At 71.6% G+C, this 20,702-nt stretch carries 19 protein-coding genes; 4 read left to right on the forward strand and 15 right to left on the reverse strand.

Annotated features, from left to right (window positions below; all coding sequences use genetic code 11):
- The first annotated feature begins 1 nt into the window (after position 1).
- The 3 genes from ABEA24_RS35875 to ABEA24_RS35885 all read left to right on the forward strand — a co-directional run bounded on the left by ABEA24_RS35875 (position 2) and on the right by ABEA24_RS35885 (position 4,353).
- Positions 2–1,153, forward strand: a complete 1,152-nt coding sequence (locus tag ABEA24_RS35875; RefSeq protein ID WP_345436753.1) for an iron-containing alcohol dehydrogenase — start codon at positions 2–4, stop codon at positions 1,151–1,153.
- 6 nt (positions 1,154–1,159) lie between these two features.
- Complete coding sequence (locus ABEA24_RS35880) at positions 1,160–2,599, forward strand: NAD-dependent succinate-semialdehyde dehydrogenase (RefSeq protein WP_345436755.1); 1,440 nt, start codon at positions 1,160–1,162, stop codon at positions 2,597–2,599.
- Positions 2,600–2,790: 191 nt separating this feature from the next.
- Positions 2,791–4,353, forward strand: coding sequence for a cellulose binding domain-containing protein (locus ABEA24_RS35885; RefSeq protein WP_345436757.1), 1,563 nt, complete (start codon positions 2,791–2,793; stop codon positions 4,351–4,353).
- 64 nt (positions 4,354–4,417) lie between these two features.
- Here the strand turns inward: ABEA24_RS35885 and ABEA24_RS35890 are convergent, their stop codons facing one another.
- Genes ABEA24_RS35890 through ABEA24_RS35905 form a run of 4 tightly spaced genes read right to left on the reverse strand, consistent with a single transcriptional unit; the run spans position 4,418 to position 8,562 of the window.
- Entirely contained in the window at positions 4,418–5,350 is a 933-nt protein-coding gene (locus ABEA24_RS35890; protein WP_345436759.1) for a PfkB family carbohydrate kinase, read from the reverse strand.
- Complete coding sequence (locus ABEA24_RS35895) at positions 5,347–6,816, reverse strand: purine-cytosine permease family protein (protein ID WP_345436760.1); 1,470 nt, start codon at positions 6,814–6,816, stop codon at positions 5,347–5,349. Before ABEA24_RS35895 ends, ABEA24_RS35890 begins: the two co-directional genes overlap by 4 nt.
- A 31-nt stretch (positions 6,817–6,847) precedes the next feature.
- A complete protein-coding gene (locus tag ABEA24_RS35900) occupies positions 6,848–7,849 on the reverse strand; it encodes an ADP-ribosylglycohydrolase family protein (RefSeq protein ID WP_345436762.1) in 1,002 nt (333 codons plus the stop codon).
- A complete protein-coding gene (locus ABEA24_RS35905) occupies positions 7,846–8,562 on the reverse strand; it encodes a GntR family transcriptional regulator (protein WP_345436764.1) in 717 nt (238 codons plus the stop codon). The genes ABEA24_RS35900 and ABEA24_RS35905 overlap by 4 nt, the downstream gene beginning before the upstream one ends.
- Positions 8,563–8,696: 134 nt before the next feature.
- Here ABEA24_RS35905 and ABEA24_RS35910 point away from each other — a divergent pair, with 134 nt between their 5' ends.
- Complete coding sequence (locus tag ABEA24_RS35910; RefSeq protein ID WP_345436766.1) at positions 8,697–8,954, forward strand: hypothetical protein; 258 nt, start codon at positions 8,697–8,699, stop codon at positions 8,952–8,954.
- 51 nt (positions 8,955–9,005) lie between these two features.
- On the opposite strand, the gene ABEA24_RS35915 is transcribed toward ABEA24_RS35910, so the two are convergent.
- The 11 genes from ABEA24_RS35915 to ABEA24_RS35965 form a co-directional block, all read right to left on the reverse strand.
- Positions 9,006–9,326: a hypothetical protein gene (locus ABEA24_RS35915; protein ID WP_345436768.1), complete on the reverse strand. Its 321-nt coding sequence runs from the start codon at positions 9,324–9,326 to the stop codon at positions 9,006–9,008.
- A gap of 393 nt (positions 9,327–9,719) precedes the next feature.
- A complete protein-coding gene (locus tag ABEA24_RS35920; protein ID WP_345436770.1) occupies positions 9,720–10,697 on the reverse strand; it encodes an N-acetylglucosamine kinase in 978 nt (325 codons plus the stop codon).
- Positions 10,694–11,956, reverse strand: a complete 1,263-nt coding sequence (locus ABEA24_RS35925; protein WP_345436772.1) for a 6-phospho-beta-glucosidase — start codon at positions 11,954–11,956, stop codon at positions 10,694–10,696. Before ABEA24_RS35925 ends, ABEA24_RS35920 begins: the two co-directional genes overlap by 4 nt.
- Entirely contained in the window at positions 11,953–12,849 is an 897-nt protein-coding gene (locus ABEA24_RS35930) for a carbohydrate ABC transporter permease (RefSeq protein WP_345436774.1), read from the reverse strand. Before ABEA24_RS35930 ends, ABEA24_RS35925 begins: the two co-directional genes overlap by 4 nt.
- A gap of 14 nt (positions 12,850–12,863) precedes the next feature.
- A complete protein-coding gene (locus ABEA24_RS35935) occupies positions 12,864–13,814 on the reverse strand; it encodes a carbohydrate ABC transporter permease (RefSeq protein WP_345436776.1) in 951 nt (316 codons plus the stop codon).
- Between the two features lies 1 nt (position 13,815).
- Positions 13,816–15,138: an ABC transporter substrate-binding protein gene (locus ABEA24_RS35940; RefSeq protein ID WP_345436778.1), complete on the reverse strand. Its 1,323-nt coding sequence runs from the start codon at positions 15,136–15,138 to the stop codon at positions 13,816–13,818.
- A gap of 47 nt (positions 15,139–15,185) precedes the next feature.
- Positions 15,186–16,379 carry an ROK family transcriptional regulator gene (locus tag ABEA24_RS35945; RefSeq protein ID WP_345436780.1) on the reverse strand — a complete coding sequence of 398 codons (1,194 nt, stop codon included), beginning with the start codon at positions 16,377–16,379 and terminating at the stop codon, positions 15,186–15,188.
- A 176-nt stretch (positions 16,380–16,555) separates the two neighbouring features.
- A complete protein-coding gene (locus ABEA24_RS35950; protein WP_345436782.1) occupies positions 16,556–18,058 on the reverse strand; it encodes an MDR family MFS transporter in 1,503 nt (500 codons plus the stop codon).
- A complete protein-coding gene (locus ABEA24_RS35955; RefSeq protein ID WP_345436784.1) occupies positions 18,055–18,690 on the reverse strand; it encodes a TetR/AcrR family transcriptional regulator in 636 nt (211 codons plus the stop codon). The genes ABEA24_RS35950 and ABEA24_RS35955 overlap by 4 nt, the downstream gene beginning before the upstream one ends.
- Positions 18,691–18,842: 152 nt before the next feature.
- Positions 18,843–19,373, reverse strand: coding sequence for an FHA domain-containing protein (locus tag ABEA24_RS35960; RefSeq protein WP_345436787.1), 531 nt, complete (start codon positions 19,371–19,373; stop codon positions 18,843–18,845).
- 105 nt (positions 19,374–19,478) lie between these two features.
- A complete protein-coding gene (locus ABEA24_RS35965) occupies positions 19,479–20,663 on the reverse strand; it encodes a cytochrome P450 (RefSeq protein ID WP_345436789.1) in 1,185 nt (394 codons plus the stop codon).
- Positions 20,664–20,702: the final 39 nt, after the last annotated feature.

The following is a 20,702-nucleotide window of genomic DNA, read 5'->3' on the forward strand; positions in this document are numbered from 1 at the left end:
CATGCCTTCGCTGACCGAGACCGGTCTCACCCTCACCCCGATGCCGGCCGCACACCTCGGCGCCGGCGCGGTGCGTATGCTCGGCGAGCTCACCGGATCCCGCCGCGTGCTGATCGTGACGGACCCCGGCATCGCGGCCACCCCCGTGCTCGAGGCCGTGCGCGGCGCGCTCACCGGGACGGAGGCGACCGTCTTCGCCGGCGTGCACGCCAACCCGACCACCGACGACATCGGCGCCGGCGCCGACGTCGCCCGGGAGACGGCCGCCGAGTCGATCGTCGCGCTCGGCGGCGGCTCGGCCATGGACGCCGCCAAGGGCATCGCCCTCGCCGCCGTCAACCCGCAACGCGGCCGGGACCTGGACTACCGCAGCGAGTTCGCCGCGCCCGCGCTGCCGATCGTCGCCGTCCCGACCACCGCCGGCACCGGCGCCGAGACCAACGCGTTCGGCGTCATCACCGACGTCGAGACCCATCGGAAGTTCTACGTCGGGCACGCCACCGCACTCCCACGCGCGGCCGTCCTCGACCCGGAGCTCACCGTCGGCCTACCTCCCGGCCCCACCGCCGCGACCGGCATGGACGCGCTCACCCACGCCCTCGAGTCGTTCAGCTCCCTGCGGGCCAATCCCTGGTCGGACGGCATCGCCCTGCAGGTGATCCGGATGGTCGCCACCCACCTTCCCGCCGCCTACGACGACGGCACCGACCTGGAGGCCCGCGCCCAGATGCTGCTCGCCGCGCATATGGCCGGGGTCGGGATGGCCGCGACCGGGCTGGGCATCTGCCACGGCATCGCCCACCCGCTCGGCGGCAGGTTCGACATCGTGCACGGCGTCGCGCTGACCATGCTGCTGCCGCACGTCCTGCGGTTCAACCTGCCCGCACGGCTGGAACGGACCGCGCAGGCGGCGTTCGCGCTCGGCGTCGGGGACACCGCTCGGTCGGCCGAGTGGAACGCCGGCGCGGCCGTCGACGCCGTCCGCGCGCTCGGCGCCCGGGTCGGGCTCACCAGCCGGCTCGGCGACCACGGTGTACGGGACGAGGACTTCGACCTGCTGGCCAAGGACGCGCTCGACGACGAGGTCATGGCCAACACGCCCCGCTTCCCGACCGCCGAGGAGATCCGTGGTCTCCTCGCAGCCGCGAGCTGAGGCGTGATGAGCATCGACGACGAGGTGCCGCGCGACCTGTTCATCAACGGCGCGTGGACTCCCGCGGGCGCCGCGTTCGAGGTGACCGATCCCGCGACCGGCCGGGTCATCGCCTCGGTGGCCGACGCCACCGGACAGGACGCCATCCGGGCCCTGGACGCGGCCGCCGGCGCCCAGAAGGCCTGGGCGGCGATCGCACCGCGGATTCGCGCCGACATCCTGCGGCACGCGTTCGAGCTGATGAGCCGGGACGCCGAATCTCTGGCCCGGCTGGCGACCGCGGAGACCGGGCGTCCGCTCGCCGAGTCGCGCGCCGAGGTCGCCTACGCCGCCGACTTCCTGCGATGGTTCGCCGAAGAGGCCGTCCGGATCGGCGGCGACTTCCGGACCGCGCCATCCGGAGATCACCGCATCCTCACGGCACGGCAGCCGGTGGGACCGTGCTACCTCATCACGCCGTGGAACTTCCCGCTCGCCATGGTCACCCGCAAGGTGGGGCCCGCGCTCGCGGCGGGCTGCACGATGGTGGTCAAGCCCGCCGAGCAGACGCCGCTGTGCGCCCTCGCGCTGGCAGCACTGCTCGCCGAGGCCGGCGTACCGGACGGTGTGGTCAACGTCGTGCCGACGCTGTCACCGGCGGAGGTGACGACGGCGCTGCTGGGCGACGGCCGCCTGCGCAAACTGTCCTTCACAGGCTCGACCGAGGTCGGCCGGCGCCTGCTCGCCCAGAGCGCCGACGGGGTCCTGCGGACGTCCATGGAGCTGGGCGGCAATGCGCCGTTCCTCGTCTTCGACGACGCGGACGTCGACGAAGCGGTGAACGGCGCGGTCCTCGCCAAGATGCGCAATGCCGGACAGTCGTGTGTGGCCGCCAACCGCTTCCTCGTGCACGAGGCGGTCGCCGACGCCTTCACCCAGGGGCTGGCCGACCGGCTGGCGGCGCTGCGCTCCGGCGTGGGCACCGACCCGGACTCGCAGGTCGGGCCGCTCGTCGACACGGCCGCCCGGGACCGGATCGAGGGGCTGGTCGCCGACGCCGAACGACGCGGCGCCAAGGTGATCGTCGGCGGCCGACCGCTGCCCGGCCCCGGTTACTTCTTCCCGCCCACCGTCCTGACCGGCGTTCCGGAAGACGCGCCACTCGTCACCCAGGAGATCTTCGGGCCGGTCGCCCCGATCACCACCTATCCCGGCGAAGAGAGCATGGTCACGGCGGCCAACGCCACGTCCGCCGGACTCGTCGCCTTCGCCTACACCCGTGATCTCGACCGCGCGCTGCGCGTCGGCGAGGCCCTCGAGACAGGCATGGTCGGCCTCAACCGTGGCCTCGTCTCCAACGCCGCCGCACCCTTCGGCGGGATCAAGCAGTCCGGTCTTGGGCGTGAAGGCGGATTCGAGGGAATCGAGGAGTACCTGGAGGTGAAGTACCTGGCACTCCAGGGATAGTCCGGACGCGCCGGCCGGCGGAAGCCGACCCGGGCCCCCGATCGTGCGTGACCGGGCCGGACTCCCGCCGTGAGTGGCCGGGGCGGCGCGCCCTTGACGCGGCCTGCCCGGCGGAGTACGAACTAACAGGAAAGCTTACTAAAAGCTTCCTCGGGGGCATCCTTCCTCCTCTCCCCGCCAGGAGTGAGACGTTGAGACGCCTGTTCGTCACTCTCGCCGCGACGGCCCTGCTCGCCGGCTTCGCCGTCGCCGGCCCCGCCCACGCGGCGACCGCCGCCACCGCCACGTTCGCCAAGACCTCGAGCTGGGACACCGGCTACCAGGGTCAGTACACGATCAAGAACACCGGCACCACGACGATCACCGCGTGGACCGTGGAGTTCGACCTGACCGCGTCGACCACGGTCGGGACCTACTGGGACGCGCTGCTTTCGAAATCCGGTGACCACTACTCCTTCAAGAACCGGGAGTACAACGGGCAGATCGCTCCCGGCGCCACGGTTAGCTTCGGCTTCGTCGTCTCCGGAACCGCCGGCCCGTCCGGCTGCAAGCTGAACGGGGCCTCGTGCGACGGCGGCAGCGGTGGTGGCGACACCCGACCGCCGTCCGTGCCATCGGGCCTCACGGTGACCGGCCACACCTCGTCGAGCGTGTCGCTGTCCTGGACCGCCGCCACGGACGACACCGGCGTGACGGGGTACGAGGTCTTCCAGGGCACGACCCTGGCGACCATGGCCTCCGGCACGAGCGCCACGGTCACCGGGCTCCAGCCCGCGACGGCCTACACGTTCACGGTGCGGGCCAGGGACGCCGCCGGAAACCTCTCCGCCTTCTCCGCCCAGGTGAGCGCGACCACCGACGCCGGGTCTCCGGCGGGCAACCGGCCGTACGCCGCCCCGTACGTCGACATGGGCTCCTGGCCGACCCCCGTCCTCAGCGAGATGGCGCAGGCGGGCGGGCTCAAAGGCTTCACCCTCGCGTTCGTGACGAGCGCCGGGTGCAAGGCGAGCTGGTTCAACGCCTACGATCCGAGGGCCGCCTGGCAGAAGGACGAGATCGACAAGCTGCGCGCCGCGGGCGGCGACGTGAAGATCTCCTTCGGCGGCGCGTCCGGCATCGAGCTCGCGCAGGCCTGCGGCGACGTGAACGCGCTGTACACCGAGTACGCCGCGGTCGTGGACGCCTATGGCGCCAAGTACGTCGACTTCGACATCGAGGGCGCCGCGGTGGCCGACAAGGCGTCGGTGGACCGGCGGTCGCAGGCCCTGGCCCGGCTGCAGCAGAGCCACCCCGGCCTGAAAATCTCCCTCACCCTGCCGGTGCTGCCGGAGGGCCTGACCAGCGACGGCCTGAACGTCGTCACGTCCGCCAAGAACGCCGGGGTCGACCTCGACCTCGTCAACGTCATGGCGATGGACTACTACCGCTCCGTCGACTACGGCGACGCGGCGGTGCAGGCCGCGCAGTCCACCCACGACCAGCTCAAGACGCTGTACCCGGGCAGGACCGACGCCCAGCTCTGGGCGATGGTCGGCGTCACCCCGATGCTCGGCGAGAACGACGACCACAACGTCTACAACCAGGACGACGCCCGGCAGCTCGTGACCTTCGCCAAGCAGCACCACCTCGGGATGCTCGCGTTCTGGGAGGAGACCAGGGACCGCAACGCGTGCACCGGCGCGCTCTACCAGTGCACCAACATCTCGCAGCAGCCCTACGAGTTCTCCAAGATCTTCGCTCAGTACACCGGCTGACCCCACCGCCGCTCGCCGACGCGCTCACGCGCGCCGGCGAGCGGCGCGGTCGCCGTGACATCCGTCATGCCCCGTCGAGGAGACGATCGACGTCCGCGCGGGTCGGTGCGGTCGCCGGGCCGCGGCGCGTGACGGCGATCGCGGCGGCGGCGTTGGCCCGCAGCGCGGCCCGCGTCGGCGACAGCCCTTCCGCGAGGCCGGCGACGAAGACGCCGACGTGCGCGTCACCGGCGCCGTTGCTGTCGACCGCCCGTACGTCGAAGGTCGGGACGCGCAGGACCTCGGCTCCGGGCATGGCGAGGACGCACCCGGCCGGGCCGATGCGGACGACGACACCGGACCGTCCCGTTCGCCGGGCCAGTGCCACGGCCGCCTGCTCCGGATCGGCATGCCCGGTCGTCGCGATCGCCTCGTCGAGATTGCAGCTCCACCAGTCGGCGCGGTCGAGCACCGGCCCGAGGACGTCGGCGGGTATCTCGGCGACGAGCGGACCCGGATCGACGATCACGACGGTGCTTCGGGGAAGCGTCCTCAGCCAGCGGGTGAGGGCGTCCCGGTTGGCGGGGTAGGCCAGGCCGTACCCGGACACGTAGACGGCGTCGTCGGCCCGCAGCCGGATCCCGGCGAGCTGTTCGTACGTCAGCGCCGCCTCCGCACCGGTGGCGGTGACGAAGGTGCGCTCTCCCGTACCGTCGACGAACGCGACGTCGAAGCCGGTGTCGACATCGGCGGTCGGCTCCTGAAGGACGGAGATGCCGGCCTCGGCCAGCCGGGCACGGGCGAGATCGCCGAACAGCCCGGTGCCGTGGGACCCGCCATAGGCGACCTCGAGGCCCTGCCGCGCGCTCGCGACCATCACGTTGTAGCCGCCGCCCGGAGTGATCCGGCTGGAGCCGGCGAGGACGTCTCCGCCCGGCCGTGGCAGCGCGGGCACCTCCATGACCACGTCGATGAGGACGTTGCCGACATGGACCAGCCGGCCGATGGAGGGCCTCACGAGCTCACCCTGCTCATCTCGTGGGCCGGCCGCCCGGACCGGCGGGCGCCGCCCTGGCCCGTGGCGGCACGCAGGCCCAGATAGACGAGGGCGGCCACGGCGAACGCGACGAGCCAGCCGAGTCCGTTGCGCGCCGGCCAGGTGTGCGACAGCGGCCCCGCGAACCACACGTCGGTGTCGGAGGTCTGGGCGACGGTGAACAGCAGCCCGGTGACGATGCCCGCCACCCACGCGGTGAAGGCGGGCCAGGCCACGCCGCCACGGTGCCAGTAGACGCCGCCGCGCGTGGTGTCCATCAGCCCGTCCGGGTCGTACTCCCGCCGGGTCCCCATGTCCACGAGGAACACGGCGACCCACGACGTGATGGCGACGGCGAGCAGGGAGATGAACGTGATGAACGGTCCGTAGAAGTTCTTCGCGATCAGCATCAGGTAGACGCCGCCGGCCAGGGTGAGCACGACGTCGATGCCGACCGCGACCACGCGGCGGAGCCGGATGCCCAGGGTGATCATGGTGAGGCCGGCCGAGTACACCGAGAGGTGGTTGGACAGCAGCAGGCCGCCGAACGCCGCCAGCAGGTAGGGGACGGCCATCCAGGAGGGCAGCATGGCCTGGATCGCGGCGACCGGGTCGGAGGCGGCGGCGAGCGTGTGGTCACCCGTCGACAGCAGGCCGCCGAGGGAGATGAGAAGGACCAGCGGGACTCCGGCGCCGGCCGCGGCGGCCGCGACGATCCGGCGGCCGGGAACCTGGCGTGGCTGGTAGCGGGCCATGTCGGCGCCCGCGTTCGCCCAGCCGATGCCCGTCCCGCCGGCGATCACGCCGATCCCGGCGATCATTGCGCCGGCCGGTGCGGCGGGTGCGTGGAGCACCGCGTGCCAGTGCACCTTCGTGACGAGGAAGCCGCCGACGACGAGGTTGAGTGCGCCGAAGACGTACGTCGCCCGCTGCTGGATCCATACCAGGGTGGCATGCCCGAGCCCGGACACGAGCAGGGTGAGGGCCACGAAGGCGAGCAGGCACACGACGGTGAGCACGGAACCCGCGCCGACGCCGAAGGCGATGTGGAGGATGGCGAGCAGGGCGTACGCGGCGGTGGTCGTGTTCACCACTTCCCAGCCGACGCGTGACAGCCATGACACCAGGGTCGGGCCGTGGTTGCCCCGCGGTCCGAAGACCGCCCGGGACAGCGTCATGCTCGGCGCGCCGCCCCACTTCCCGGCGACGCTGATGAGCCCGACGAGGGCGAACGAGCCGAAGGAGCCGATGGCGCCGACGAGAACGGCCTGCCAGATGTTCATGCCGCGGAACGCGACCAGAGTCGCGCCGAGCGGCAGCGCGAGGATGGAGATGTTGGCGGCGAACCACACCCAGAAGAGCTGCAGCGGACCGCCGCGGCGTTCCTCGTCGGGCACGGGCTCGATGCCGCGGGTTTCGACGGCACCGACCTTGTTGTCGTTGGACATGGGGACCTTCTCGGGGGTCGAGTGGGGGCGGTCAGGCCCCGTTGCGCAGGGTGAGGAGGCGGAGCGCCAGGTCGTCGAGGGGGAGGCCGTTGACCCGGCGCACGGTCGCGACGGCTTCTTCGGGCAGGGACCGGAGGCCGTGGCAGGCCCCCGCGATGGCTCCGGCGATCGCCGCGATCGTGTCGCAGTCGCCGCCGAGTGAGGCCGCGAGCAGGCATGCCTGCCACGGGTCGTCCGGGTACAGGGCGAGGACCGCGAAAGCGGCCGGCACCGACTCCTGGGTGGCCACGCTGGTGCCGACGAGGTCGTAGATGTCCTCGGCGGCGGCCGCGACGGGCTGGCCCGCCACGAGACCGGTCGCCCACCGGATGCGTGCGGCGATGTCGGCGGCGGCCACCCAGTGACCACGGCGGACGCCGGCGGCCGCGGCGCGTTCCGCGTGCCGGACGGCCTCTTTCATGTCCGCGCCGTCGATCCCGGCGCTCACGGCCGCCGCGACGGCCGCGGCGCCGGCGAGGGCGACGCTGGTGTTGTGGGTGACGAGGCTCGCCTCGACGACGCTGTCGAGAAGGGAGTCGGGCCCGCCCCCGCCGGCGGCGATGCCGACGGGTGTGATCCGCATCGCGGCGCCGTTGGTGTCGCCGTGACGGCCGGCGTCCTCGACCGGTGTGCCACCGGCGACGGCGGCCACGGCGCGTTTCGTCGACGGGCCGAGCAGGTCCAGCGAACCCCGCCGGCGCATGTCGTCCTCCCAGTCCAGCAGGGACCGGGCCAGCACGACCGGATCGATCCGCCCGCCGCCGTCGATCAGCAGGCGGGCGAGCAGGACGGCCTGCTCGGTGTCGTCGGTGACCGCTCCGGCCGGCATTCCGGCTGCCAGGGGCTGGTCCGGCGGCGCGGCCTCGAATCCGGTGAGCGTCCCGAACGTCTCCTGGATCTTCTGCCGGGGCAGCGACTGGGTCGGCATGCCGAGCGCGTCACCGATCGCCAGCCCGTACAGCGCTCCGAGGGCGCGGTCGGCGGCACCGGTCATGAGGAGGCCCCGAAACGCAGGTGCAGCTGGAACCGCGCCGGGTCGAGCAGGCTCTCGACGTGCTCCACGAGGTCACCGGCCGCGGTCCAGCTGGCGCGCCGCGTGCGGAGGAACCACTCACCGGGCCGGCGGCCCAGTTCCTCCGCGTCCGTGGCCTCGAGGGGCCCGGCCGACACCCATTCGTCGCCGTGGTCGGCGTAGAGCCCAACGGAGGCCAGTGTCGCGGTCAGCGATCCTTCGATCAGACCCCTGGCGGGCAGGTCGAGCAGGCCGTCGACGCCGGGGATCCGGCTGCGCTCCAGCGACACCGCCGCCCCGTCCGTCAGGGTCCGCACGCGGTCGACGGCGAAGAACGACGACGAGTCCAGGCCGAGCCGCTCCGCGAGGCCGGGGTCGTCGACCCTCTCCAGGCGCAGCAGCCGGGTCTCGGTGGCCACGCCCTGGTCGGCCAGCGCGCGGGCCCAGCCCAGCCGATCATCGATCAGGCGTCCGTCGAAGGTGACGAACGATCCCTTTCCCGAATGGGTCGAGATGAGCCCTTCCCGGCTCAGCTCGGTCAGCGCCGAGCGAATGGTGTTCCGGCTGACCGAGAACCGGGCGGCGAGGGCGTGCTCACCGGGAAGCCTGCTGCCCCGCTTCAACCGGCCGGCCCGGATCTCCCCGGCCAGGGTGCGGGCGATGTTCTGATGCTTGAGGGCAGGAGAGTCCGTCATGTCCACCCCTGTCCTCTGACCTGTTCAGACATGTCCAGCACCGTACGCTCGGGACACACGACCCGACAAGCCCCAAAACAGACATTCGGTCATCGATGTTGCCGGGGTGTCGCCGGTCCACGATGCTGATCGGCGTGCCGGGACAGAGGAAGCGGAAGTGGCGGCGGGAAGACCTGCAACGGCGGCTCAAGGCCGCGTACGAGGAGCGGGCGGGGCACTGGGAGGTCGTCTTCCAGACCTGCGACGAAGCCGAGTGGCGGGACTTCAGACGCCGCTTCGCGTCCGAGTTCGAGGCGGTCGACCCGTCGATGGTCCGGGTCGACATGCTCTGCGGACGATTGGTGCAGCCCACCACCTACCGGATGAGCGTGTTCGTGCCGGAGCCTGAATAACGCGATCGGGCCGCGCCCTGCGAAGAGAGCGCGACCCGATGGCGAATACTCTTAGTCGTCTTCGAGCTGCCGCTGGAACTGGTTCTGGCGCTCGAACTGGTTCTGCCGCTCCGCCTGCGCCTGCGTGTTCCGCGCGATGGCGATGTTGTTGTTCCGGTTACGAATCCGGATGCGGAGGTGGTTGAACAGCTCGTTCTGGTTGGCGTTGAAGTTCCGGTGGTGCGAGAAGAACCGGAAATGGTGGGAGGAGCTGCCGCAGCAGCCGCCGCCACCCCAGGTGGGAACCGACGCGGACGCGGGCGAGCTCGTGAACAGGGCCCCGGCGGCCGCCGTGAGGACCAGGCCGCCGACGGTGCACGTCTTCTTCAGCACGTCAATCTCCTTGTTGTCGGGATCAAGCGATAGCCGTCACTAGCCGCGCTCTCCCGGTTTTCGGGACTGCGCTGCAATTTGTAACATTCCCCGGTAGATTCCCGACAAGACAACTGCAAGGTAAGATGGCAACAAAGACGCAGTTCTACAAATCGGACCTATCGTGCTGTACCACGGTTAAGGGCCGCATTGGCCGCTAGGGTGGGCAGAATCCTTCGTTCGGCCGACCCCGGCGGCGTTTGGCGGCGCTTTGCCCGATTCGCGCCCGTGCTACCTGACCGGGAAAATCCCGACATTAGTGCTGAAGTTCGCTGAGCCCTTTTCGTCGTGGCAGGCGGCCGCCCTTCCTCACACCGCCCGCGCCCCGCGCCGTGAGGCGCTCGGCGTGTGCCGTCACCGCGCCTGAGCGCCTCCCTTGCCGAAATGCGCGCGCAGGCGGTCGTACGCCTCCGGCGGCGCCCCGGCGGCGTCGAGGCCGAGAAGGGCGGCGCCGAGCAGTGGGGGAGCCTCGACGACGACGGGCTTGGCCTGCGGGGCGAGCCCCGCCAGCCGGTCCTCGACCGCGGTCATCAGCTGGGGATGCCTGGCGGCGAGGACGCCACCGCCGAGGACGACCTCCACCGGAGCGTCGAGCAGGTCCAGACGGCGCAGCGCCACGGTGGCGAGCGCGACGATCTCCTCGGCCTGGCGGTCGACCAGGCTCCGCGCGACCGGGTCGCCCGCCGCCGCGACCGCGAACAGGACCGGGGACAGCTCTCCCAGTCGCGCTTCGGAGAGCTCCCCGAAGTGGATCGCGAGCGCGACGTCCTCGACGCCGGCGCGACCGAAGTGCGCGGCGACGGCGGCGGCCAGCGCGGTGTGCGGGCCGCGGCCGTCCTCGGCGCGGACGGCGTGCCACAGCGCCTCCTCGCCGAGGTGGTGACCGCCGCCCCAGTCGCCGGTCACCTGCCCGATCGAGGGGAACCGCGCGACCCGCCCGTCGGGGGCGACGCCGGCGCAGTTGATACCGGCCCCGCACACGACCGCGACGCCCCACGGCTCGGTGGCTCCGGCCCGCAGCAGCGCGAAGGTGTCGTTGCCGACCCGGACGCCGCGGCCCCACCCGCGGTCGGTGAACAGCCGGTGGAACCGCTCCTCCTCCACGGGCAGGTCGACGTTGGCCAGATAGGCCGAGACGTGGTCGACGGGCGTGCCCGCGCCGGCCGCCGAGAGGGCGCGCGCCACCGTCTCGGCGACGGTGTCCACCGCCTCCGTCACGCCGTCGGCGACCGGGCGGAACCCATCGCCGCGCGCGGTGGCCAGGACCTCGCCGCCGGCGGTCAGCACGGCGACGTCGGTCTTGCTGTTCCCGCCGTCGATCGCCAGGATCACGCGCTCACCGCCCAGGGCAGGTGGGCGGCGTTCGCGGCGACGAGGCGGGGGGCGAGCTCGTCGGCGATGCTCGCCTGCCCGATCAGCGGGTGGGCCAGCAGCGCGTCGGCGACCCGGTCCACGCCGCCCTTCCGCGCCGCCTCCAGGGCCAGCTCCTCGTACGCGGCGACGTGCGCGATCAGCCCGGCGTACAGCGGCTCGACCGGGTCGACCGGCAGCGGTTCGGGCCCGGACGCGGTGATCCGGGCCGGGACCTCGATGACCGCCTCGTCCGGCAGGAACGGCAGCCGGCCGCCGTTGCGGACGTTGACGACCTGGACGTCGCCGCGGTCGCCCGCCAGGGAGGCGACCAGGTCGACGGCGGCCTCGGAGTAGTACGCTCCGCCGCGTTCCTCCAGCAGGGCCGGTTTCTCGTCGAGCGCCGGGTCGGCGTACATCTCCAGCAGGCCCTCCTCGATCACCGCGACCTGCTCCGCCCGCGAGGGTGCGTGCAGCTGCTCGGCGACGACCGCGTCGTGCTCGTAGAAGTAGCGCAGGTAGTACGACGGGACGACGCCGAGGCGGCGGATGAGGGCGGCCGGCAGCTCGAGGTCGGCGGCGATCTCCTCGGCGTGGTCGGCCAGCAGCCGCGGCAGAACGTCCTCGCCGTCGAGGTACACCGCGCGTTCCCAGGTCAGGTGGTTCAGGCCGACGTGCCCGAGGCGCACGCGGTCGGGCCGGACGCCGAGCGCGGCGGCGAAGCGGCGCTGGAAGCCGATCGCGACGTTGCACAGGCCGACCGCCCGGTGCCCGGCGTCCAGCAGGGCCCGGGTGACGATCCCGACCGGGTTGGTGAAGTCGACGATCCAGGCGTCCGGCGCGAGTGCGGCGACCCGGTCGGCGATGTTCAGCACGACGGGTACGGTGCGCAGCGCCTTGGCCAGTCCGCCCGCGCCGGTCGTCTCCTGCCCGACGCAGCCGCAGTCCAGCGGCAGGGTCTCGTCGACGTGGCGGGCCGCCTGCCCGCCGACGCGCAGCTGCAGGAGCACGGCAGAGGCCCCGTCGACGCCCTCGTCCAGGTCGGACGTCGTACGGATCGTTCCGGGGTGTCCCTGCCGGGCGAAGATGCGCCGGGACAGCCCGCCGACCAGGTCCAGGCGGGTCTTGTCCGGGTCGACCAGCGCCAGCTCCGAGACCGGCAGCGTCGCGCGCAGGCGGGCGATGCCGTCGACCAGCTCCGGCGTGTACGTCGACCCGCCGCCGACCACACAGATCTTCATCCCTTCACCCCCGTCAGAGTCACGCCCTGGATGAACACACGTTGTGCCAGGAAGAACACGACGATCACCGGCAGCACGGTCAGGAGCGTCGCGGCCATGGTCAGGTTCCATTCGACGTGGTGGGCGGCGCGGAAGGTCGACAGGCCCACGGCGAGGGTCCAGGTCTCCGGCTTGGTGTAGATGAGCGGGCCGAAGTAGTCGTTCCAGGCGTAGAAGAACTGGAACAGCGCGACCGCGGCGATCGCCGGCCGCGCCATCGGCAGGATCACCCGGATCATCGCCCGGAACTCCCCGCAGCCGTCGACCCGTGCCGCGTCGGTGTACTCCTTCGGGATCGTCAGCAGGAACTGCCGGAGCAGGAAGATCGAGAAGGCGTCGCCGAACAGCAGCGGGAGGATCAGCGGCCACAGCGTGCCGGTCAGGTGGAAGCGCGCCCACAGGATGTACATCGGCACGATCGTCACCTGCGGCGGCAGCATCATCGTGGTGATGACCAGGACGAATGCCAGCTTGCGGCCGCGGAAGCGGAACCTCGCCAGGGCGTACGCCACCGGAACGCTCGAGATCAGCATGAAGACGGTGGCCAGGACCGCGTAGATCAACGTGTTGCCGAGCCAGCGCAGCATCACGCCGTCGTCGGTGGTCAGCGCCTTCCAGAAGTTCCCCCAGTGCCAGCTGCTCGGCCACAGCGCGCCGGTGAGGGTCTGGTCGGAGCTCATCACCGCGGTGAGGAACATGAAGATCAACGGCGCCAGGAACATGATCGCGAGAGCGATGGCGATCGCGTGGGTCGCCGTCCAGTACAGGAAGCGCCGCCCGCGCCGCCGTCGTATCCCGGGCCGCAGTGGCGAGCCGACGGCCGACGGGCGTACAGCGAGAGTCGTGCCGGTCATCTGTCGTCGTCCTTTCAGTCGTCGTCGCCGAACGCGTGGAACCGGCGGAGCAGGATCAGGGTGAAGAACATCGCGACGACGAACAGAACGAGTGCCAGCACACAGGCGTAGCCCATGTTGAACTGCTGGAAGCCCTCGTTGTAGAGCGTCTGCGGGAAGGTGAGCGACGCTCCGTCGGGATAGCCGGGGGCGGTGGTGGTGCCCGCCTGGTCGGCGTTGCCCTGCGAGACGTGCGCCGCGACCATCGCCTGCGTGAAGTACTGCAGCGTCTGGATGACGCCCGTGACCGCGGAGAACATCAGCACCGGCGAGATCGTCGGCAGCGTGATCTGGCGGAACTGCTGCCAGGCGTTCGCCCCGTCGATGGCCGCCGCCTCGTACAGCGTCTTGGGCACGTCCAGCAGCGCCGCCAGCAAGATGATCATGACGTCGCCGATGCCCCACAGGGCCAGCAGCGTCAGGCCCGGCTTGGTCCACGTCGGGTCGTTGAACCAGTCCGGAAGGTGAATGCCGACCTTGGCGAAGATGCCGTTGATCGGCCCGGTTCCGGGGTTGACCACGAAGACGAACGCGACCGTGGCGGCGACCGGCGGGATCAGGAACGGCAGGTAGAAGATCGAGCGCAGGATGTTCCCGCCTCGCTTGATCTTCGACAGCAACTGCGCGAGGCCGAGCCCGAACAGCACCCGCAGCGGCACCATGACGGCGACCAGCCACAGGGTGTTCTTGATCGCCGTCCAGGCGTACGGGTCCTTGAACAGGAACTTGTAGTTCGTCAGCCCGACGGGCGTGAGCTGGAACAGGTTGTAGCGGAAGAAGGAGAAGTAGACGGTCGCGGCGAGCGGGTAGGCGAAGAACAGCGAGAACCCGACCAGCCACGGGGACATGAACGCCAGGACGCGGAGCCGGTGACGGCGGCGGGCACGCGCCGCCGTCACCGGGCCGGCCGAGAGCACGGCCGCCATCTCAGCCGCCGGCCAGCTTCAGGGCGCTGTTGACCTTGTCGTCCAGGCTCTGGAGACCCTGCTGCAAGTTGGGCACCTTGCCGGGTTCCCACTGGTCCTGCACGAAGGCGTCGAACTTCACGACGAAGTCGCCGCCGTTGACCGTCGACGGGATCGTCGTGCTGTTCGGGTTCTTGAACACGTCCAGGAAGGTGCGGAACTGCGGTGGCAGCGTCAGCTTCGGCGAGGACAGCGCGGGGATCGTGCTCGGGACGTTGCCGAGGCCGTTGGCGAAGGTGACCAGGGCGTCGGTGTTCGTGGTCAGGTACTTCACGAACTCCCACGACGCCTGCGGGTGCTTGGCGCCGCGCGGGATCCCGATGATGGTGCCGGTGACGAAGCCGCCGCCGTAGGCGTTCTGCCGGTCGTCGTTCACCGGCACGGGCGTCGTGTCGTACTGGACCGTCGGTGCCTCCTCCTGGAGGAACTTCACGCGCCACTCGCCGTCGATCGCCATCGCGACCTTGCCCTTCTCGAACGGGTTGGAGGCCTCGAACTCCTGTCCCATCGAGTGGACGAACTTCTTGATGTTGTCGTAGCCGTACCAGTCGATCAGGCTCTTCTGCCACTGCAGGTACTTGGTGAATCCCGGGTCGGTGGCGAAGTTCGCCCGCCCCTGGCCGTTGAGCCAGTTGACGCCGAAGCTCGGGGCGACGTGCTCGCCCACGTGCTCGTAGTACGTCACCGAGGGCAGGAATCCGGCGACCTTGATCGAGCCGTCCGGATTGCGAACCGTGAGCTTCTTGGCCAGGGTGGTCAGCTCGCTGATCGTCTTCGGCGGCTGGCTGCCCTTCATCAGCGCCTTGTTGGTGTACAGCGCGTAGTCGTCGGCCAGCAGCGGGAGGGTGCAGCGGACGCCCTTGTACTGGGTGTAGGTCTGCACGGTCTGCGGGAAGACGCTCGTGTCGACCTTGTCCTTCTTCAGGAAGGGCGTCAGGTCCTGCAGCGCGCCGCTGGAGCAGAACTGGCCGACGTTGTTGGTGGAGAACGACGAGACCACGTCCGGCGGGTTGCCGCTGCGTATGGCGTTGAGGATCTTGGTGTCGTCCTGGCCCTTCACCAGCTTGACGGTGATGTTGGGGTGCAGCTTGCGGAACCCGGCGACGGCGTCGTCGAACGCCTGGACCTCGTGCGGGGCGCTCCAGCCGTGCCAGACCTCGATGGTCTGCGGCGCCTCGGCCTTGGGCCCGGACTCGGTGGCGGACCCACCACTGCCCGCCGTGCAGGCGGTCGCGGTGAGGGTGACGATGAGGGCGGTTACGAGCCGCCGGTGGCGTGGGAACACTCCTGTTCTCCTTAAGGCGTCGGCCGGGGAAACGGTCGGGGAGATGACTAGCGGACGGTGTTGGAGAAGATCTGTTCTCGGGTCTCGCCGAGGGCGAGGTGGAGCGCGCCGGCCAGGACGGGATCGCCGCCGACCGAGCTGAGCCGCAAGGGGGGACGAGGGATGGTCATCGAGTGGAGCTCACGCGCGACGAGGCAGCGCAACGGTTCCCCGCCGGCGATGGGGATGTCGCCGGCGAGCACGATCAGTTCGGGGTCCAGGACGCTGACGATCGCGGCCAGGCCGGTCGCGAGCCGGGCGGCGAGCTCGCCGAACCCGGCCGCGGCCCGTTCGTCGCCGGCCTCCAGCGCCGTACGGGCCCGGTCGACGATCTGCCCGGCGTCGCCGCCGCGGAAGCCGTGGGCACGCAGCAGCTTGAGCACGGCGGGCGCGCCCGCGACGGCCTGCAGGCCACCGGTGTTGGCCCGGCCCGGCTCGCGGATGATGGGAGCGGCGGCGACCGGCATGTAGCCGACCTCGCCGGCGCCTCCGGTCGCGCCGCGGACCAGCGAGCCGTCGAGCACGATCGCCATGCCGATGCCGGCGCTGACCCACAGCAGCACGAAGTTGCGGGATTCCGCCGCTTGGCCGTGCGCGAGCTCGGCCATGGCGACGAGGTTGACGTCGTTCTCCACGGCGACGGACCGGCCGATGCCCTCGCGTAGCCGGCTGAGCAGGTCGGGGATGTGCCAGCCGGGCAGGTGGGAGGCGTAGCCGAGCCGCTCGGTCCGCGGGTCCAGGGCGCCGGGGAGACCGATGACGACCCGGTCGATCCGGTCGAGGGCCAGGCCGGCGGCCTCGGCGGCGCCCTCCACGGCCGCGCGGGCCCGCGCGACGGCGTCGCCGCCGGAAGCGCCCGGCGTGGGCAGCTCGAACGTCCCGGTGACGGTGCCGGTGAGGTCGGCGACGGAGGCCCGGATGCGGGCGCGCCGGACGTCCAGCCCCGCGACGTACCCGGCGTCCGGGTTGATGCGGTACACCTCCGCCGTGCGCCCCGGCCCGCCCTCGCGGATCCCGTCGAGGACGACCAGGCCCGCCTCCCGCAGCCGGGTGAGGAGCTGGGAGGCGGTGGGCTTGGACAGCCCGGTGAGGGCCCCGATCTCGGGCCGGGTCAGCGGGCCCCGAGCGAGCAGCGCCTCCAGCGCGGCGCGGTCGTTGATGGCCCGCAGCAGGCTGGGAGTCCCGGGAGTCGAGGTGGTCACGGTGTCTCCGCTGCTCAGACGTGGTTAGGAAACTTTCCTAACCCATGAGCGGGAACCTACGACCGTCGGCTTCCGGCGTCAAGACCGTGCGACGGAGTCGTTATCGAACGGCGGCCGCGCCGGTCGGGGCGACCAGGCCCGCCGTCCGCGCCAGAGGGGCCGGCGGGCGGCCGATCTCAGACGGCGGGTCCGCCGCGTGCCGGTGACGGCCGGGCGCCGGCCGGATCCCGGCGCGTGGCGGGTTGCCCGCCGGCCGTGGGAATGGGCAGGTCGCGCATGAACAGGAGCGCCGCCAGGGTGAGGAGCCCGGCGACGGTTCCGCCCCAGGCGACGGTGGAGCCGGTCGCCGAAGCGGTCGGGGCGGCCGCGGCGTGACCGCTCATCAGCGATTGGACGAAGGCCAGGCCGAACGCGCCGCCGATCTGCTTGGTGAGGGCGGAGCCGGCGGTGGCCGTGCCCATGTCGGCGTGCGGCACGCAGTTCTGGGTGGCGATGGTGATGCCGCCCATCGCCGGTCCGGTGCCGAGCCCCACGAGCAGCAGCCATCCGCACGTCAGCGCGAGGGGCGTCGCGGCGTCCAGGGTGAAGAACGCAGCGGTGCCGGCGGTGAGCAGTCCGGCGCCGGTCAGGAGCACCGGCCGGACGTGGCCGCTGCGCAGCACGGCGGCGGCGGTGAGCCGGTTGCCCAGGGTCATCCCGATCAGCAGCGGGAGGACCAGCAGACCGGAGACGGTCGCCGACTCGCCGCGGACGCGCTGGAAGTACAGCGGCAGGAGGATCCCCACCGGCAGCGCCGCGACCTGGAAGAAGAACCCGGCGCTCAGCAGGGCGGTGTACGTCCGGTCGCGGAACAGCCGCAGGGGCAGGACGGGGACGGCCGCGCGCCGCTCGACGGGCACGAGCAGGGCGAGCAGGGCCAGGCCGCCGAGCAGAGCGCCCGCGATCGGCGGATCGGTCCAGGACCGGGGCTCCGCGGGCGTGGCGTTGCCCTTGAGGCTGAGGCCGGTCAGGACCAGCGCGAGACCGGCGGTGAGCAGGAGGATCCCGGCCACGTCGAGGCGGCCGGAGGGCGCCGTGGCGGGCCGGTGTCCGGGCAGGGCGAGGACGAGGACCGCCGCGGCCGTCAGGCCGATGGGAAGGTTGAGCCAGAACGCCCAGCGCCAGCCGGCGTGGTCGGTCAGCAGACCGCCGACGATCGGGCCGCCCACCATGCCGAGCACCATCATCGTGGCCAGCATGGTCTGCATGCGGATCAGTCCCTGCGCGCGACCGGGCGGGTACAGGTCGCGGATCAGGGCCATGCCGAGGGTGAGCAGGGCGCCGGCGCCCACGCCTTGTACGGCACGCGAGACGATCAACGTCTCGATGGAGCCGGCGAGGCCGCAGGCGAGCGAGCCGGCCAGGAAGACCGACAGTCCGCCGAGCAGCAGCGTGCGGCGGCCGTACAGGTCGGAGAAGCGCCCGTAGACCGGCACACTGACCGAGGAGGTCAGCAGGTAGGCGGTGACGAGCCACACGTACCAGGAGCCGCGGCCACCGACCTGCTCGACGATACGAGGCAGCGCGGTGCCGACGACGGTGCCGTCGAGCATGGCCAGGAAGGCGCAGCCCAGCAGGGCGAAGGTCACCAGCGTCCGGCGGCGGGGCGTGAGTTCTCCGTACGCGTCGGCCGCGGTCACCGATTCCCCTCGGGCGAGGCGATCGCGCCGTGCAGGAACAGGTCCACCAGTTCTTCGATGGTCAGCGGATCGGGCGCGCCGGGGCGACCGGCGGACATCACCATGAGCTGGAAGGCGTCCGCCAGCCGTTCGGCGGAGAGCCGCAGCCGGTCCTGGTCGGGTTCGAACAGGGCGGCCAGTGCCGCGCGAGGCGCTGCGAGTCCCGCTTCGCGGTCCGGTAGCCGGCCCTTCTCATCCGGTTTGGGAGGGGCGGGGGGTTCCAGCCGCCCGGTCGCGGCCAGGGCCGAGATCACGGCGCCCATGCGGGTCAGGTGACCGCGGATCACCTCGGCCGCTTCCGTGAGCCGGTCCGTGAGCGGCTGGTCCAGCGAGATGGCCTCCAGGTGCCGGACGGTGTCGTCGGGCCGTACGGCCTCGGCCACACAGGCCTTGAGCAAGGCCTCCTTGTCCGGGAACACCCGGAAGATCGTGCCTTCGCCGATGCCCGCGGCTTTGGCGATCTTCGCGGTCGTCACGGACGCGCCGTATTCGACGACGAGGGGGAGGGCGGCAGCGACGATCATCGCGCGGCGCCGGTCCGCGTCCATGGCCGGCGCACGGCGTCGGGACGGCGTGGGGGAGGTTTCCGTCATGCCTTCAAGCTACGGAGTGAGTACTCACTCCGTCAATCGGGAACGCGTTTCCTCATGACGAGATGACGACGCCCGTCGGTGCTGGATCAGGTGTGGCGCGGGCCGTACGACATAGTCTCGGCCGCAGATTCGGTGGTGACCGATTGTGTGGGTCAGCCGGCGGTCAGGATGAACCGCTGCCGGCCGAAGGTGATCTCATCGCCGGGGCGCACCCGGGTCGGGCCGGAGATTCGGTACCCGTTGACCTGAGTGCCGTTCATCGATCCCAGGTCCGACAGCAGCCAGTTGTTCCCGGTCCGGCGCAGCTCCGCGTGGAGCCGGGAGACGGTCAGGTCCGTGACCACGAACTCGCACGTCGGAGCCCGCCCGATGACCAGGCGCGCCCGGTCGCGCGAGGGGAGGACGAACCGCGGGAGCCGCGGGGCGCGCCAGGCGGCCTCGACGCGCGCCGTCATCGCCGACAGCGAGGAGACGACGCCGGTCAGGCCGCGCACGATGCGGTTGCCCGGTGGCAGGTCGTGGACCAGCTGGGACAGCTCCGCCTTGGTGCGCGCCTGAAGCGCGGATTCGATGCGGCGCTCGAACGTGTCGTGCGACAGTCGGCCCTCGGCGGCGCGATCGCGGAGCACTCGCAGGACCCGGTCGCGGTCCTCGTCCGAAGCGCGTACCGGCAGGGCCTCCATGACAGGAAGTATCGGGTCCGAAAAGTCCGTTGTCCAGCAACGCCCCGCCGCCCCTCGTCAGGGCGCTGCGGACCTTGTTGATCTACAATGTAAAGGCGGTCGGTTTCAAGAAATTTTCGAAGAACCGTCCCAGGCGACGCCCAGAGCGGAGGGCTTCCGGAAGACCAGCCCCTCTGGTGTGGCGGCGCGGGTGAGGCGGAGGCCAGGCAGGCGCAGCAGCGCGCGCAGGAGGGTGGTCGTCTCCAGGCGCGCCAGGTGCGCGCCGAAGCAGAAGTGCGGGCCGTGCGCGAACGCCAGATGCCGGTCGAGGCCGGCCCGCCGGAGGTCGTACTGGTCAGGGTCGGCGAAGACGGCCGGATCCCGGTTGGCGGCGGCGATCGAGACGCGGACGAGGTCGCCCGCGGCGATGCGGGCCGCCCCGAGGGTGACGTCCTTGGTGGCGTAGCGGTCCACCACCGAGGCGGAGGGCTCCAGGCGTACCGACTCCTCGACGGCGGCGGGAAGGAGGCCCGGCTCGTCGCGCAGCAGCCCCACCAGGTCCGGGCGGCTCAGCACGTGCAGGACGGCGTTCGTGATCATGCCTTCGGTCGTGTCGATGCCGCCGAACATCAGCACCGCCGCGTTCGCCACGACTTCGTCGGTCGTCAGGTCGAGGGCGGCGGAGGCCAGGAGCGGGGGACCGCCGTCGGCCCCCGCGACCCCACCGGCGGCGTATTCGGCGAGCGCCGCCTCGACCTTCGCCCGCAACCGCGCGTACGCGTCCGCGGCGTTCGCCGGGCGGCCCGCCGTGATCGCCGAGACCGCCGCGACGAACGCGTCGTACCAGGACCGTACGGTGGCGGCCGTGACGTCCCGTAGGCCGAGGGCCTCGGTGACGACGGCGACCGCCAGGGGACCGGCGAGGTCGGCGCGGACCTCGGCGTGCCCGCGCGCCGCGACCGCCGAGATCAGCCGGTCGACCTCGCTCTCGACGAACGCCGTGAAGCGGGCGCGCGTCTCGGCGGGCCGAAACCGCCGGGCGAAGGCGTCACGGTGCCGGGTGTGCTCCGCCCCGTCGAGGGAGAGCATGCTCGTGCCGACCACCTGCGCCGTCGAGAAGCGCGGATCGTCGACGGTGAAGGCCCTGGCGTCGCGCATGACCCGGAGCGCCAGGTCGTGCCGGGTGACGAGCCAGCCGTCGAAGGCCGGGATCCACGAGACCGGCTCGGCCGCACGCAGCCGGGCCAGCACGGGATGCGGGTCGGTCTGCAATTCCTCAAGGGTGACACCGGCACCGACAGTGAACTCCACCCGTCCAGACTAGGGGGGCGTCCGGTGGATCTTTGTCCG

This window comes from Actinoallomurus vinaceus, from assembly GCF_039542055.1.
GTDB classification, from domain to species: domain Bacteria; phylum Actinomycetota; class Actinomycetes; order Streptosporangiales; family Streptosporangiaceae; genus Actinoallomurus; species Actinoallomurus vinaceus.

Bases quoted from the DNA above. Each gene is read 5' to 3' on its own strand.
- ABEA24_RS35895 (WP_345436760.1), bottom strand. From the start codon at position 6,816: ATGTCCAACGACAACAAGGTCGGTGCCGTCGAAACCCGCGGCATCGAG.
- ABEA24_RS35880 (WP_345436755.1), top strand. From the start codon at position 1,160: ATGAGCATCGACGACGAGGTGCCGCGCGACCTGTTCATCAACGGCGCG.
- ABEA24_RS35925 (WP_345436772.1), bottom strand. From the start codon at position 11,956: ATGAAGATCTGTGTGGTCGGCGGCGGGTCGACGTACACGCCGGAGCTG.
- ABEA24_RS35900 (WP_345436762.1), bottom strand. From the start codon at position 7,849: ATGACCGGTGCCGCCGACCGCGCCCTCGGAGCGCTGTACGGGCTGGCG.
- ABEA24_RS35875 (WP_345436753.1), top strand. From the start codon at position 2: ATGCCTTCGCTGACCGAGACCGGTCTCACCCTCACCCCGATGCCGGCC.
- ABEA24_RS35930 (WP_345436774.1), bottom strand. From the start codon at position 12,849: ATGACCGGCACGACTCTCGCTGTACGCCCGTCGGCCGTCGGCTCGCCA.
- ABEA24_RS35935 (WP_345436776.1), bottom strand. From the start codon at position 13,814: ATGGCGGCCGTGCTCTCGGCCGGCCCGGTGACGGCGGCGCGTGCCCGC.
- ABEA24_RS35955 (WP_345436784.1), bottom strand. From the start codon at position 18,690: ATGACGGAAACCTCCCCCACGCCGTCCCGACGCCGTGCGCCGGCCATG.
- ABEA24_RS35905 (WP_345436764.1), bottom strand. From the start codon at position 8,562: ATGACGGACTCTCCTGCCCTCAAGCATCAGAACATCGCCCGCACCCTG.
- ABEA24_RS35960 (WP_345436787.1), bottom strand. From the start codon at position 19,373: ATGGAGGCCCTGCCGGTACGCGCTTCGGACGAGGACCGCGACCGGGTC.